Source organism: Oceanobacillus sp. CFH 90083 (assembly GCF_009389585.1).
Lineage (GTDB): Bacteria > Bacillota > Bacilli > Bacillales > Amphibacillaceae > Oceanobacillus.
Genome location: NZ_VIYG01000017.1, coordinates 1 through 14,940 on the forward strand (window position 1 = coordinate 1; position 14,940 = coordinate 14,940).

The 14,940-nt window shown below is 40.9% G+C and carries 12 protein-coding genes; 3 read left to right on the plus strand and 9 right to left on the minus strand.

What is annotated here, in order from left to right:
- Positions 1 to 158: 158 nt before the first annotated feature.
- Genes FLK20_RS18675 through FLK20_RS18685 form a run of 3 tightly spaced genes read right to left on the minus strand, consistent with a single transcriptional unit; the run spans position 159 to position 3,133 of the window.
- Positions 159 to 515, minus strand: a complete 357-nt coding sequence (locus tag FLK20_RS18675; protein ID WP_152658112.1) for a YxeA family protein — start codon at positions 513 to 515, stop codon at positions 159 to 161.
- 1 nt (position 516) lies between these two features.
- Positions 517 to 2,379: an FtsX-like permease family protein gene (locus FLK20_RS18680; protein WP_152658113.1), complete on the minus strand. Its 1,863-nt coding sequence runs from the start codon at positions 2,377 to 2,379 to the stop codon at positions 517 to 519.
- Positions 2,366 to 3,133 (minus strand): ABC transporter ATP-binding protein, encoded by a 768-nt coding sequence (locus FLK20_RS18685; protein WP_152658161.1) that lies wholly within the window; start codon positions 3,131 to 3,133, stop codon positions 2,366 to 2,368. Before FLK20_RS18685 ends, FLK20_RS18680 begins: the two co-directional genes overlap by 14 nt.
- A gap of 425 nt (positions 3,134 to 3,558) precedes the next feature.
- Here FLK20_RS18685 and FLK20_RS18690 point away from each other — a divergent pair, with 425 nt between their 5' ends.
- Together FLK20_RS18690 and FLK20_RS18695 are read left to right on the plus strand one after the other, a co-directional pair.
- On the plus strand, positions 3,559 to 4,269 hold the full coding sequence (locus FLK20_RS18690; protein WP_152658114.1) for a response regulator transcription factor: 711 nt from the start codon (positions 3,559 to 3,561) through the stop codon (positions 4,267 to 4,269).
- Between the two features lie 67 nt (positions 4,270 to 4,336).
- Positions 4,337 to 5,713: a sensor histidine kinase gene (locus tag FLK20_RS18695; protein WP_152658115.1), complete on the plus strand. Its 1,377-nt coding sequence runs from the start codon at positions 4,337 to 4,339 to the stop codon at positions 5,711 to 5,713.
- 128 nt (positions 5,714 to 5,841) lie between these two features.
- On the opposite strand, the gene FLK20_RS18700 is transcribed toward FLK20_RS18695, so the two are convergent.
- The 5 genes from FLK20_RS18700 to FLK20_RS18720 all read right to left on the minus strand — a co-directional run bounded on the left by FLK20_RS18700 (position 5,842) and on the right by FLK20_RS18720 (position 12,117).
- Complete coding sequence (locus tag FLK20_RS18700; protein ID WP_152658116.1) at positions 5,842 to 7,386, minus strand: solute symporter family protein; 1,545 nt, start codon at positions 7,384 to 7,386, stop codon at positions 5,842 to 5,844.
- A complete protein-coding gene (locus FLK20_RS18705) occupies positions 7,383 to 7,730 on the minus strand; it encodes a DUF485 domain-containing protein (RefSeq protein WP_370453215.1) in 348 nt (115 codons plus the stop codon). The genes FLK20_RS18700 and FLK20_RS18705 overlap by 4 nt, the downstream gene beginning before the upstream one ends.
- A 327-nt stretch (positions 7,731 to 8,057) precedes the next feature.
- Entirely contained in the window at positions 8,058 to 8,810 is a 753-nt protein-coding gene (locus FLK20_RS18710) for a LytR/AlgR family response regulator transcription factor (RefSeq protein ID WP_152658118.1), read from the minus strand.
- The gene (locus tag FLK20_RS18715) at positions 8,807 to 10,576 is read right to left on the minus strand and encodes a LytS/YhcK type 5TM receptor domain-containing protein (RefSeq protein WP_152658162.1); all 1,770 of its coding nucleotides are present in this window, start codon (positions 10,574 to 10,576) and stop codon (positions 8,807 to 8,809) included. The genes FLK20_RS18710 and FLK20_RS18715 overlap by 4 nt, the downstream gene beginning before the upstream one ends.
- A complete protein-coding gene (locus FLK20_RS18720) occupies positions 10,576 to 12,117 on the minus strand; it encodes a solute symporter family protein (RefSeq protein WP_227995157.1) in 1,542 nt (513 codons plus the stop codon). The genes FLK20_RS18715 and FLK20_RS18720 overlap by 1 nt, the downstream gene beginning before the upstream one ends.
- Before the next feature lie 317 nt (positions 12,118 to 12,434).
- On the opposite strand from FLK20_RS18720, the gene FLK20_RS18725 reads away from it, so the two are divergent.
- Positions 12,435 to 13,322, plus strand: coding sequence for a fructose bisphosphate aldolase (locus FLK20_RS18725; RefSeq protein ID WP_152658120.1), 888 nt, complete (start codon positions 12,435 to 12,437; stop codon positions 13,320 to 13,322).
- 79 nt (positions 13,323 to 13,401) lie between these two features.
- On the opposite strand, the gene FLK20_RS18730 is transcribed toward FLK20_RS18725, so the two are convergent.
- Entirely contained in the window at positions 13,402 to 14,841 is a 1,440-nt protein-coding gene (locus tag FLK20_RS18730; RefSeq protein WP_227995158.1) for a YfcC family protein, read from the minus strand.
- Positions 14,842 to 14,940 lie beyond the last annotated feature (99 nt).

Here is a 14,940-nt window from a genome sequence, read left to right on the forward strand (position 1 = left end):
TCTGTTTTTACCGGGTTTTGTCCCAGCCTCATTTTTTATACGAAAACAACCAAATTAAAAAACCTCCGCTTAAGCATATAGACTTAGCTTTGTTACCATTTATTAAAAAAAGCCATATAAGGTGCAACATATCTTACACCTTATATGGCTTACTTTTACTACAGCACTTCCTCCACCGCAGCCGGCAATTCTTCTTCCGCCACTTCATCATACGACGAAACTTCATTATCCTTATTTACATAGAGCATAAGATACGCTCCTTGACGTAATTCCTTTTGCGCAGAGAATGTCACTTCGATTTCTTCTCCATCCTCTGTATAAGCCGGCTGTTCATACCAATACGTGGTCATCACTTCACCGGTATCCAATCGATCTTCTTCTGTATATGCCGGTTCATCAATCTCAACATAGACATGATCTTTCCCTGCTCTATTAAAGTCAACTGTTGCCAAAACCACAATCGCAGCAACAAATAACAGAACTACACTAAGCATCATTATGGTTACTTTCTTCATTTTAGCCCTCCTGCGTAACTGTTTGGGTAATTGTTTTATTAAATCCCCGAACCGTCATCACGTAATATAAAATATAAATCATTGTATAAGCTGCCATCCAAAGAATGATCGGCTCCCACAGATTCATCTGTAATAGATTAGAAAATGCCATCAATGCAACGGTTCCATGCATTAACCCTAAAACCAGCGGTGCCAGAAAAATAAGGCCGACTTGATAGCGGACGGTTTTTTTCATCTCTGTTTTCGAAACCCCGATTTTATATAGAACCGTATATTTACCCTTATCTTCTTCTGCCTCTGTCATCATTTTAAAGAAGATAATACTGCCTGTAGCCACTAAAAATACTAAGCCAAGGAAACTGCCGACAAACAGCATTGCTCCTGAAGACTCTATCGAATCCTGATAGTTTTGTACAGCACTGGAAAAATTCTCAGTTTTTGCTTCCAGCTCCTTCGAAAGATCTAAATGATTTTTAAAATCGTCTATCTGTACTGCTTGATAAGCTGTATGCTCACCGTCCAGCTCCTGGAAAGCTGTATCATCTACAACTACAGTGGTTCCCGGCAATGTAGGAATATTAAATAGCGGTTCTTCATAAAACTCTTCCACTTTCTTAATATCCCCAGCAGCTAATTCAATTGTTTCAGCCTGTTCCTGCCACCGCTCATCATAAAAAGGATCAACAACAATGGCTTCACCTTTTTCCAGATCGATATTATCTATATCCCAGCCCAGTGCTTCTGCCAGATTTAGAAAGGCGGTTTCATCAATAACATGATAAGATTCATCATATACTTCTCCTTCAACGACAACTTCTTTTGTCTCGAAGCTGACTTCACTTTCTATCAAGGCAGCAGGTATATCCTGCTCCTCCCCTTCCCACATAAAGGAAAAAGGCACAAACGCTTCTACATTTTTTTCTGTATTATAATACGTTCCAAATATCGCTCCGCCCGCTGTAATCGTTGTAGCACTCAGCGTCGCAATAATTGTTAATGTTTTTGCATTTCCGCGGATCCGGTAAAGGAGCTGGGAGGATGTCATTAGATTCAGGCCCTTCCAAGCCCAATTTTTACTTTTCTTCAATAGATTTAAAACATAAACAAGCACACTGTTAAATAAAAGATACGAGCCTAAAATCGTTAAGCCGATAATCACTAGGGGCATCGCCAGACCTAAAATCCGCCATGCCGGAGAGGTCATTAAATCCTGCAGCGCCAGCCAGTAAGCGGAAGCCAGTGACAGCACCCCGATAAGTGCTGAAATCATACGTGCTTTCGGCTGCTCTTCTCCTTTTTTCTCTGCATGGAATAAATCAATCAGTTTAAATTTATAAATAACCCGATAACCAAGCAACGAAGTAACTAAAAAGATAAGGAAAAAGACAACCACGGTCTCCATAACTGCCTGCAGCGAAAAAGCAAAACCGACAGAAAGAGATAATCCCATTAATTTTAATAAAAGGGATAGTAAAGCCTGGGACAATAAGAAACCTGACCCAACACCAATTACTAATGAAATAAGTCCGATCACGATATTCTCAAAGAATAATAAAAAGCCGATAGATCGTTTACGTACGCCCAGCAAGGAATAAAGAGCAACTTCTTTCTTCCTTTTTTTCATAAAAAAGGAGTTTGAATACAGAATAAAAATGGCTACAAAAATCATCAATACAAAGGCAGATGAACTCATAATTGCCTGCATTTGCTTGGAAGTTTCCGCTAAACCGCTAATATCATCACTATGCTTTAATACCGCAAAGGTAAAATAAATAATAATAGAGAAAATCGTGGAGCCGATATATAACCCATAGCTCTTCATGTTTCTGCGAATATTTTTTAATGCCAGCTCAAACAAGGTCATTCCCGTCACCGCCTACTTCTGCCAATTCATCTAATATCATCTGGAAGAATTCCTTCCGTGTGCATGTTCCGCGAATAAGCTCCTGTGACAGACCTCCATCTTTTATAAATAAGATACGTCTGCAAAAGCTTGCTGCATAAGCATCATGCGTTACCATCATAATCGTGGTTTCATGCTCCTTATTCAGCCCGCTCAGGCTCTCTAGTAAGTCCGTAGCAGATTTGGAATCCAGGGCTCCTGTTGGTTCATCGGCAAAAATAAGTTTTGGATTCGATACAAGCGCACGGCAGGAAGCTGTACGCTGCTTTTGACCGCCAGAAATTTGGTACGGATACTTATCCAATAAATCCTCTATGCCAAAGGAGCGGGAAATGGTATTCACTTTTTCTTCAATTTCCTTCGCCGGCTGTTTGGCAATTGCTAATGGCAGCAGGATATTTTCCCGCACCGTTAAAGAATCTAATAAATTATAATCCTGAAAAATAAAGCCTAAGTGGTCCCGGCGAAAATCTGCCAATTTATCCTCTTTCATCTTGGCGATATTGTCTTCCTCTACATAAATATCACCTTTTGTCGGTGTATCAATCGTTGCCAGTACATTGAGAAGTGTTGATTTCCCTGCACCGGACGGTCCCATCACTCCGACAAATTCTCCATGATCAATCGTAAAGGAAATATTCTTTAGCGCTTGAAATCTGTTTGCGCCTTTTCCATATATTTTTTCAACATTATTTACTTTTAATAGATGTTCCATCATCTTTGCACCTCTTTCGTATATCCTTACTATAAACCCTCATCCTTAAACAACGATCAAGGTAACCTTACAAAATGTTTAAATCTTACTCATAGTTAACGAATTCCTGTTAAAATAGTAATAAATCAACTTCTTAGCTAATAATAAAGGGGCTTCATTAAAATCTATAGACAACAACTTAGATGTAATTTTGATTTAAGCAACCGCTGCGGAAAAACACGAACTAGTTTCTTTATATTTGTTCATTAATTTCGCCAATATGTTTCGTATTGCCCCATAATAAATACAAAATTACTTGAAATATTACTATAAGAGGATGTTCAAAAAGTCCCCAAATGATAAGCGGCGAATCTCTGCCTTGACCTTCTTGCTTCTAAATTTAGTTACTTTTTGAACACACACTGTAAGAAAGGCGTGAACTTTACATGGAAAAGCCAAAAATATTAATTGTTGATGATGAGCAGGATTTATGTCAATTAATGAAAACAGCTCTGCAAAAAGAGGGAATGACGGAGATTGCTACAGCAGGATCTATCAAGGACGGATGGCGGCAATTTAAGACGTTTGAACCGGATCTGGCGATATTGGATGTGATGCTTCCTGACGGGGAAGGCTATGATTTATGCCGGAAAATCCGGGAAACATCACGAATCCCGATTCTGTTTTTGTCCGCTAAATCGGATGAAATCGATAAAATACTTGGACTTGCGATTGGCGGAGATGATTATATTACCAAACCCTTCAGCCCTAAGGAAATGGCTTATCGAGTAAAAGCACAGCTGCGCCGGGCAGGCGTATATACAATGGAGGCTGCCAGCTCTCATGCCCCGGCTCAGGCAGATAAAAATATTGGTGTATTTACAATCAATGGGGATGAAACCGAAATAAGCAAGAATGGCGAGGTTTTAGAGCTGACAGCGAAAGAAGTCGGGTTAATGGCATGCTTTATGCGCAATCCCAAGCATATTTTAAGCAAGGAAACCTTATTTGAAACCGTATGGGGTGAAGAATTCTATGGAGCAGATAACACCCTGATGGTACATATCCGCAGACTGCGGGAAAAGATTGAAGAAAACCCGTCAGCTCCTGCTTATATTGTCACGGTCAAAGGGCTGGGATATCGTTTTAATCCGTAAACTTTTATGTCCTTGCATAATGAAAAGATTTTTATATTTTTGAGTTTGAAAAAGGAGCAAATACACCATGAAATGGAAACTCACTATCCGCTATCTTATTTCCATTCTCAGTATTGTTTTTATCGTCAGCATTGTGAATACAGTTATCCTGATTGCACTAATCATTTCTCAGCATAATGAAGACCCGGAAGACATTATTCATGATACCGGGGAAAACTTTACCCGTGCCTTCTATCAGCATTTATCTATCGAAAACGGTGTACCGGTTGTCTCAGAGGAAGGAAGGGATGCACTGACCCGCTTTGGAGCCTGGCTGCAAATATTAGATGGAAACGGGAATGTTATCTCAGATGAATATGCACCCGACAGTGCTGTTACACACTATACCCCCATAGACTTGGTGCATAAATATAAATATATGGATAATGATTTTAACACCTATTTTATCGGAGAGTTTGAGGACTACAGTTATATCGTTGGTGTTCCGGATTCCAAGCAGCAACGGACCATCATTATGGCTGATCCACAGCAGGTACTTACTTATGCTTCCCAGTTCTTAGGTGCGATTATTATTGTTGACTTAATTATCGCCTGTATTGTCGGATTTTTGTTCAGTACGGTGCTGACCAAGCCTGTTTCCCGTATCATCGAGCGAATCAGTGAACTGAAGGAAAGAAAGTTTGAACCGAAAAAAATGAGACGCCCGGGAGTTTTCAAACGTGTTTTTGCCAACTTAAACGACGTATCTGAAACCTTGCAGGCACATGAAAATGAACGGCAAAAGCTGGAGCAGATGCGTAATGAATGGATCAGCAATGTTTCTCATGATATTAAAACACCGCTTGCATCCATCCGTGGTTATGCAGAGCTGCTGCGCAATGACGAAATCTCTCCGGAAGAAAGGCTGGAATACGCCGGGGTGATTGAACGACAATCTCTTTATATGAAGGAACTGCTGGATGACTTTAACTTAACCATGCGCCTCCGGAATCAGGAAATGTCGCTCAACCTGCAAGATATTCGGGTAGAAGGCTTTGTCAGAAAGATGATTATTGATTTATTAAATGACCCGCAATTTCAAACACATGACATTGAATTTAACAGCAACGCACCTGAATTAACCTGGGAGATAGACCAGCATTTAATGAAAAGGGCTTTATTAAATTTTATTTTAAATGCATTAATCCACAATGATGACGATGTAAAAGTGACAGTAGAAGTAACAGAAAATGGAATTATTATCCGTGATAATGGGAAAGGAATTAAAAAAGAAGAGCAGGCACAAATTTTTGACCGTTATTACCGGGGTACAAATACTACATCACGTGGCACCGGTCTTGGTCTGGCTATTTCAAGGGATATTATTCAGGCACATGGCGGCAAAGTGGAAGTGGAGAGTGAGGTTGGAAAAGGGACGGTGTTTTGGATTAGTATGAAGCATTGATTACTTGCCCACAGAGCGTTATTGTTACCTATGGAGGCGATACATCGACTTAATAAGCTGCTTTTTGAGGTTCAAATATCCACAGAAAAAGCCTGCAGAAATTCTGCAGGCTCTTCTGTGTGCAGGTTCTAATGACTTACCCCACTGCGTTTATATCCCGTATTTGCCTTCACTTTTACCTCTGCATAACGCTTCATATCTGTTTCCTTCGATAAAATCGTACCTAAATATCCTCCCAGAAACCCGAGTGGAACCGAAACAAGTGCTGGATTTGTCAGCGGGAAGATGGGCTCCCCTACAAATAGTGCTGCTCCTTCCACCGGTGAAAACACGCTTGGACTGATTGACACAAGGATTAATGCAGAGAACAATCCTGTCAGCATCGCTGAAACAGCCCCTGCCGTATTAAATCTTTTCCAATAGATTGTGTACAGTATAACCGGTAAATTGGCACTCGCCGCAATGCAAAAGGCTAGTGAAACAAGAAAGGCAACATTTAAATATTGTGCAAATAAAGCCAGAACAATGGACAGCACAGATACAGCCAGAGAGGCATAACGTGCTGCTCTCACCTGTTCTCTTTCTGTTGCTTTTCCTCTTTTAATAATCTGACCATATAAATCATGTGCAAATGCGGATGCCCCGGAAAGTACAAGCCCGGCCACTACAGCTAAAATGGTTGCAAAGGCAACTGCTGAGATAAAGGCAAACAGGATGTCCCCTCCAATAACTTGCGCAAGTAACGGTGCAGCCATATTTCCACCCGGATTTGCCGCTAAAATGCTCTCATAGCCAACAAATGCTGCTGCTCCGAATCCTAAGAATAGTGTAAGTACATAGAATATGCCGATGACCCATGTCGCAATAACAACGGAGCTTCTTGCTGTCGGAGCATCCCGTACCGTAAAAAACCGCATCAGAATATGAGGTAATCCTGCTGTTCCAAGCACTAAAGCCAGCATAAGTGATATCGTACTGAGCGGCTCCGTATATTGTAATCCCGGCATTAAATACGCTTCTCCATGTGCCGTCACAGACTTGACATCGGTAAACATTTGTCCAATGTTAAAATTAAATTTTAACAAGACAAGAAAGGCCATAATGACCATCCCGGCCATCAAAAGAACAGCTTTCACAATTTGCACCCAGCTCGTTGCGATCATCCCGCCAAATAACACATAAATTGTCATCATCACACCAACGATAAGTACAGCAATCCAATAGTCAATACCAAATAAGAGCTGAATCAATGCTCCTGCACCAACAAGCTGGGCGATCATATAAAATGTACTGATTGTTATCGTGTTCAATGCTGCCGCTCCACGGACTTTCCTGGCGTCAAAACGCGAATTAATCATATCAGCCAGTGTAAATCTGCCAAGATTACGCAGCGGCTCAGCTACAAGGAAGAGAACCACTAAATACGCAATCAAAAATCCAATACTGTAGAAAAATCCATCAAATCCATATAACGCAATTGCTCCTGCAATCCCGAGAAAAGAAGCGGCGGATAAGTAGTCGCCTGCAATTGCCAGGCCATTTTGCATACCAGTAAGCCCTCCACCGGCAGTATAGAAATCTCCTGCTGTCTGTGTCCTTCTGGCAGCAAAAAAGGTGATAGCAAGTGTTAATACAACAATAGCAAGAAAGAGGATAATAACTGTTGCGCTCATCGTCCATCCCCTCCTTCTTCCATCTCCCTTATAATTTCATCTGCCTGCTTATCAAAGGCAGCTGCTTTCTTCACGTAGACTGTGCATAAAACCCACGTCATGATAAATTGCGCTAATGCAAACAGCCAAACCCAGGAAATATCACCAATTGCCGGTGTGTTTAAAAAAGTGGTATAAGAAGTTAAAATTGGAAGTAAGAAATAAAATACCAGGAAAAAGATTGTTAATGGTACAATAAATTTTTTTCGATCATGCATCAGCTTTTTAAAAGACTTACTTTCTGTTACTTGCACATAGTCAATTTCTTGTTCTTGCCCCTGCTTATATTCTTTCTCTGCACCCATCTGCATCCTCCTCGAAAACTGGAATGAAAGGTTTTCAGACCACCATCCCTCTGCCAAAAAACCTTTCATCTCTTTTTGAACATCCTCTTTTAGCTGTGAATCAGCTGCTCTCCTTCTCATTCCATCATCATTTCTCTGCTCTGTCCCTAATCAAACGTCTGGGCAGCTGCAATTATCTGCTCGAACTGGCATTCCTCCTTCATCCCTTTAGTAACCCTTTTTTGTAAACGCTTACTAAATTATAAAGGAAGTTAAAGGCTTGCTGATGGAATTTTGTTTCAATTGCTTCTATCGGCGGTTGAATGGTTGAAATTTTATGATGAATGGTCAATTCCCAAAAAAATCAAAAAGATGCTTTCTTGCTGTCCGGCTGACCGGAATCGTCGTCTGCTTTTTATCCTTTAATGTAATGTTACTCGCTCCATTAAACCACGGAGTAATTTCCTGTATATGATTTAAATTAACAAGATAACTGCGGTGCGTTCTAAAAAAATCATGTCCTTGCAGCTTTTTTTCCAGCTCCTGTAATGTCATTTTACTGTGAATCACCTTATCCTCTGTATGGATTTCTAACACCCGCTTATACGGAACAGCATAGTAAATAGCATCAGGAGACAGCACAACCGTTCGATCATCATCGTCTATCAGAAGCTTTGCGGATGAAGGAATCCCTTGATTTGTGACGCGCTCTTTTTTTCGCTCCAGCTGCTGCATCCGATTGCGAAGACGATTCATCGTCATTTGAAATCGTTCTGTATCATACGGCTTCAGCATATAATCCATGGCATCTATTTCAAATGCTTCTACGGCATATTCATCATAAGCAGTTGTAAAAATAAATAATGGTACTTTTAGATAAGCAAGCTCCATGATTTTTTTCGCCGCAGCAACACCATGTATTCCCGGCATATGGACATCCAAAAAGATAACATCCGGGTCATGTTCCTTATACAGCTCGATCAGCTGCTCTCCTGTCTCTGCACTCGGCAGCAGCTTCACATCTTTTTCCTTCTCCAACAAATAGATTAATTCTTCTCGTGCCAATTGCTCATCTTCTGCAATCATCGTATGAATTTTCATATAGAATCTTCCTTCCCGGTGTTTGTGATAGGACGATAGGGTAGTCGAAAATAAACCTCGCTTCCGCCCGCAGATAAATTCCGTACATGTAAACGTGCCTCTTCACCAAGCAAATTAATTAAACGTTGATTCACATTATATAAGCCTGTTCCGCCATGCTTTTTCCCTGTCAGTACGGTTTCTCCAGCCTGCGATATAATTGCCTTCGGAAAGCCCCTTCCATTATCACAGACACTTATTTTTATATACTCTCCGATGCGCTCCATCCTCACATCTACTCTTCCCCCTTCTGAAATATGTTCTAATCCATGTCTGATACTATTCTCAACAAGCGGTTGAATCGATGATGGCGGGATTAACAGATGGGAAATTTCCTCTGGCTGAAAAAAATGGATTTGCATCCTGCTCGTAAATCGTGTCTGGATAATTTCGATATACGCTTTAACATGCTCTGTTTCCTTTTCCAAAGGGACAAGCTGTGTGGATACAAGCTTCAGGTTAAATCGCATAAAGTGTGCTAATTGAACTGTAATATGCCGCGCTTTTTCAGGATCCTTCCGAAATAATGCAGCAATCATATGCAGGGTATTGAACAAAAAATGCGGATTAATTTGTGCCTGTAAATTACTTAGCTCTGCATCACGCGTATGTAATTCAAGCCGCTCAGCTTTAATCGTTTTTAATTGATTAGCGATCAATTGACCAAGCCCCTCCGCCAGCATCAGCTCTACCGGACGAATATGCTGTGGTTTACGAAAATACAATTTAATCAGCCCAATGGTCTGGTTTGTCTCCAAAATCGGAATAACGATCACAGCTTCTAATGGACATTTTTTATGCGTACATTGAATCTCTGTATGTGAATATGCTACCAGTATATCCTTTGACGCTAATGCCCGCTGCGAAATTTGCGTCACTAACTGGTTTCCAGTCTCATGATGATCTCCTCCCAGTCCTTTATGCGCCATTACCTCCTTTTCATTTGTTACTGTTACAGCCGCTAATTTTAAACGTGCATATAACAAATCAGCAAGTCCCTCTGCCTTCTTCTGAAATGATTCCTCCTTTAGAAAGGGCAGCGCCTCCTCTGCAATGGTTAATGCCTGCTTCGTTGCGAATGCTGCTTCATTTTCCTGTTCCCTGAGGACAATAGCAATCATTGCAGTAAAAATAGCGATAGCAAGGCTGTTAGACAATACAACAGGTAGTCCGATTGTGTTAATCAGCTCAACCATCGTCCTATCCTGTGAATCAAATATAAGCAATAAATGCATCAGTAAGATAGGAGGAAATATCCCGATAAAGAGCGCTTTCGTCGGTGATATCACACGCTCCTGTGAAAAAAAGCGTGCTGTAAACCCGGCAAGCAGCCCGGTCAGTGGATTCACAAGGCTATTCGCAAAAAAACCAATTCCACCTAGAAAAAACAAATGCATGCCAGCAATGATTCCCGCCCCCAAGCCGACAACTGGACCTCCTAACAGCCCGGCAATCACAATAGCAACCAGACTGGAGCTTACCACCATTTGATCATCTTCTACATTCCAGACAAATACATTCATCACAGTAAAGTCACTTCCACCGATAACAACACCTGTTAATGTCCCGGCAATGCCAAACAAACCAAACACGCACGCATGAATTCCTGCCATTTTGAAGCTGAATTCACGATAAAGCAGCGATCTAAAGCCAGGACTTCGAGTAAGTACAAAAGCAATGACCAGCAATAAACCTAAACGTTCGAATAAAACGATTGTCAAATTCATCACGAACGATCTCTCCTTCTATTCATCCCCGTTTGTGCCTGCAGATAAAATGCTGAAAATGGAACAGCACTCCCCTTTTCCCGGGATAACACTGTCCCCAGATATGCTCCTAAAAAGCCGGCAGGAATGGCAATAATCCCAGGATTATAAAGCGGAATCACCGAATTGGCGGCAATCCAGCCTTCATCAGCATTCATCACATGCGGTCCTAAAAAGAAAAGAATCAGGGACATAGTTAAACCAGAAATCATTCCGGTAATTGCTCCAGTCTGGTTGAAGCGCCGCCAGTAAATCGTAAATAACAGGACAGGCAGATTGCTGGATGCAGCTACAATAAATGTTAGAGAAACCAGAAACGTCACATTCATATTGCGCAGTCCAAGTGCGAGCAGCGTAGACAGCAGACCAATAAAAAAAGCCGTCCAGCGTGCAGCACGTACACGCTTCTTTTCTGATGTATTTCCTTTTTTGATAATATGATAATAAATATCATGTGAGAAAGCGGTTGTTGCAGAAATAACTAAACCAGCTACAACTGCAACAATGGTGGTAAACGCAATGGCCGCGATAAATGCCATTAAAAAATCTCCGCCTAAGCTCTCCGCTAATAATGGTGCCGCTAAATTTCCGAACGGATCCAGCAGCACCAGCTCTTCAAACCCGACCAAAGCCACCGCACCTAAGCCTAAAACAAGCGCAATCAAATAAAATGCACCGATAATCCAGCTTGCCGTTAACAGTGATTTACGCACTTCTACTGTATTCCGTACCGTAAATAATCGGATTAAAATATGTGGCAGTCCGGCCGTGCCCAATATTAATGCCAGATGAAGCGACAGCGTTTCCAACGGATTATTGAACAAATGCCCCGGTACGGAAAATTGCTCTCCTAAAGGGGAGCCCAGCGTCACTTGCTCTAACAGGTTGGGAAGACTCCAGTTAAATCGTGCAAAAACAATGAGTGCAAGTAAAAATGTGCCGGATAACAGCAGTACCGTTTTGACAATCTGGACCCAGGAAGTAGCAAACATCCCCCCAAAGACAACATAGACAGTCATTAATACTCCTATGACTAGAACAGAGGCAGAATAATTAATATCTAACAATAAGCGAATTAACAATCCGGCAGCAACCAGCTGTGGAATCATATAAAAAACGGAAATAATCAAAGCACCAACAGCCATTACTCCGCGCATTTTATAGCTTGGAAAACGTGCACAAATCACATCACCTAATGAATACTTTCCTAGACGATGGACCGGTTCAGCAATAAAGAATAAAACAATGAGATATGAAACTAAAAAACCAATCGCATATAAAAAACCGTCAAAACCATTAATTGCGATGGTGCCTACAATCCCCAGAAAGGAAGCTGCACTAATATAATCCCCTGCAATCGCCATCCCGTTTTGCGTACCCGTTAAGCTCCCGGAAGCAATATAAAACTGATTCGTCGTTTTACTTTGCTTTGCCGCCCAATAGGTAATGATAAGCGTACAAACAACAATACAGAGAAAAAACAGGAGGTAGGTAATGTTCATAAATTCACCGTCCATCTTTAGAGCGCTATTTTCTAATACTACCAAGATTATTGAGAGATGTTTAAAATATGTAAAAATTGGTTAAATTTCATCTTTTTATTTTACTATAACTTGTATATTATGCAAAAGGAAAATCTGTAAAGATATACTTATCTGCCATCCAATGCTTATAACAGATGTTCATCTCTATTTTTCATTCTTCTTTAGGGAATCACTATAATCCAGCATTATTTAGTGCTACAATAAGAAGTGGAGGCTACTTCAAACTGTTTTTTAAAGCCGAATTACAGGCTAAACAAAAAAAAGGAGTGAAAGTGATGCGGCAAAATCAATTAGAAAAAATGAAGAACGGAAAAGGATTTATTGCAGCACTGGATCAAAGTGGAGGAAGTACACCAAAGGCTTTGGCAGCCTATGGAATCCCGGAGGATGCTTATCAAAGTGAAGCAGAAATGTTTGACTTAGTCCATGAAATGCGGACGCGAATTATTACATCGCCTTCCTTTAATTCCGATCAGATTATTGGTGCCATTCTTTTTGAACAAACCATGAACCGTGAAATTGAAGGAAAGTATACAGGTGATTATCTCGCTGAAGAAAAAGGGATTATTCCATTCCTGAAAGTGGACAAAGGGCTCGCCGAAGAAGCAGAGGGTGTCCAGTTGATGAAGCCGATTGATAATTTACAGGAAACATTAGACCGCGCCAATAAACGTCATATTTTTGGTACAAAAATGCGCTCTGTTATTAAAGAAGATAACCCGGAAGGTATCAAAAAAGTGGTTGATCAGCAATTTGAAATCGGAAAGCAGATTATTGCTGCAGGGCTGGTACCAATTATTGAGCCGGAAGTAGATATTCACAGCCCTTCCAAAGAAGCTAGTGAAGACAGGCTAAAAGCTGAAATTCTTGCGCACTTAAACCAGCTTGATTCCGATCAGCTGGTTATGCTGAAACTGACTATCCCAACAAAGAATAACTTATATAAAGAACTTATCGAGCACCCGAATGTTGTCCGTGTTGTCGCATTATCGGGAGGCTACTCCACAGACGATGCGAATGCAAAGCTGAAAGAAAATAATGGACTTATCGCCAGCTTCTCCAGAGCATTAAGCCAGGATTTAAATGCAAATCAATCGCAGGAGGAATTCGATGCTGCTTTGAAACAGGCGGTTGATTCTATCTATGAAGCATCTATTTCATAAAGAAGCTGTTCAAAAGAGGAAATGTAAAATAGGTTAGGAGCAGACATTTTATGCTATCTGCTCCTAACCTTTTTCTAAACTAAGCCGTCCAAATAAACATATGAACAATTGTCAGAATAATACCTCCGATAAGGTAAGACAGGAGAATCCATGGAATGACCCAACGGAACCAGGTTGTCCATGGAATTTTAGCTATGGCTAAGGAAGCCATCAGCACTCCGGATGTCGGTGTAATCGAATTGGATATACCATCTCCCAGCTGGAAGGCCATTACTGCAGTCTGTCTGCTTACTCCGGTAAGGTCGGATAATGGTGTCATAATCGGCATCGTTAAAGCCGCCTGTCCACTTCCTGATGGAACTAAGAAGTTAAGCAGACTCTGGAACACATACATTCCTATCGCCGAAAAAGCAGTCGGCAGCTGACTTACCAGATTCGATGCAGCAAATAGAATCGTATCAATCGTATTACTTTCCTCTAAAACAACCAGAATCCCATAGGCAAAGCCGACCACTAACGCCCCGACAATCAGCTCTTTACAGCCGTTAATAAACGATTCCGCAATTTGATTCACACGCAGCTTGCCGACAAAACCGGCAATCACTCCCATAATTAAGAAAAGAGAAGCAATCTCTAAAATATACCATTCGAAATAAATGACTCCTATTGCAAGAATAACAATGGTAGCTACCAGTAATCCAATAATAATGCCCTGCCTGACAGTCAGCTTATTATACTGCCCGCTTAAGGAATCATCAAGCTTTCTCTCTTGATCTATCTTGTACATGAAGCTCTTCTCTGGATTCTTCTTAACTTTTTTTGCATAAATCATAACAAAAACGATACTAAATGTAACAAAGATAACCCACATGCCAAAACGGACACCCATTCCCGAGAAGGTAGGAAGCTCCGCAATCCCTTGAGCCACTCCAACTGTAAATGGGTTCATAAATGATGCTGTAAAGCCGGCACCAGAACCGATAATAACCATTGCTGCCCCCGTCATGGAGTCAAAGCCTAATTTCATCGCTAAAGGCACTAAAATCATAATGAATGGAATCGTCTCCTCTGACATTCCAAACGTTCCGCCGCCTAAAGCAAATAGCGTCATGACAACAGGAATCAGATAAATTTCTTTATCAGCCATCTTCATCGATAAATTAGCAAGCCCTGTTTCAATCGCTTTCGTTGCGTTTAAGATTCCAAAAGCACCACCAACAATAAAAATAAAGAAAATAATATCAGCGCTCTGTGTCATCCCTTTATGAACCGTCTGGAAAACTTCAAAAAATCCAGTCGGGCTTCCTTCCGATTCATGGTATGTATCATCAATAACAACGGTTCTTTCCGTTTCATTAACAATTTTTGTCTCCCGTTCGTACTCTCCAGCCGGAATAAAATATGTCATTACCGCCGTAATAATAATCAGTCCAAACATGAGAGCAAAAACATGCGGAAATTCCCATTTCTTCTTCGGCTTCTGCGTGTTTCCTTCTGCCATATTTACATTTTCGCTCACGGTAGCATCTCCTTTTCACTATTTTACACACATTCTAATAAAAAACAGGCAGTTTACTACTTTTATCAAGAAATAAACTACCTGTTCTGATGAGATATC

Coding starts and splice junctions, on each gene's coding strand:
- FLK20_RS18720 (WP_227995157.1), bottom strand. CDS start 12,117: ATGAACATTACCTACCTCCTGTTTTTTCTCTGTATTGTTGTTTGTACG.
- FLK20_RS18675 (WP_152658112.1), bottom strand. CDS start 515: ATGAAGAAAGTAACCATAATGATGCTTAGTGTAGTTCTGTTATTTGTT.
- FLK20_RS18705 (WP_370453215.1), bottom strand. CDS start 7,730: ATGGGTGCAGAGAAAGAATATAAGCAGGGGCAAGAACAAGAAATTGAC.
- FLK20_RS18710 (WP_152658118.1), bottom strand. CDS start 8,810: ATGAAAATTCATACGATGATTGCAGAAGATGAGCAATTGGCACGAGAA.
- FLK20_RS18700 (WP_152658116.1), bottom strand. CDS start 7,386: ATGAGCGCAACAGTTATTATCCTCTTTCTTGCTATTGTTGTATTAACA.
- FLK20_RS18715 (WP_152658162.1), bottom strand. CDS start 10,576: ATGAATTTGACAATCGTTTTATTCGAACGTTTAGGTTTATTGCTGGTC.
- FLK20_RS18680 (WP_152658113.1), bottom strand. CDS start 2,379: ATGACCTTGTTTGAGCTGGCATTAAAAAATATTCGCAGAAACATGAAG.
- FLK20_RS18695 (WP_152658115.1), top strand. CDS start 4,337: ATGAAATGGAAACTCACTATCCGCTATCTTATTTCCATTCTCAGTATT.
- FLK20_RS18685 (WP_152658161.1), bottom strand. CDS start 3,133: ATGGAACATCTATTAAAAGTAAATAATGTTGAAAAAATATATGGAAAA.
- FLK20_RS18690 (WP_152658114.1), top strand. CDS start 3,559: ATGGAAAAGCCAAAAATATTAATTGTTGATGATGAGCAGGATTTATGT.
- FLK20_RS18725 (WP_152658120.1), top strand. CDS start 12,435: ATGCGGCAAAATCAATTAGAAAAAATGAAGAACGGAAAAGGATTTATT.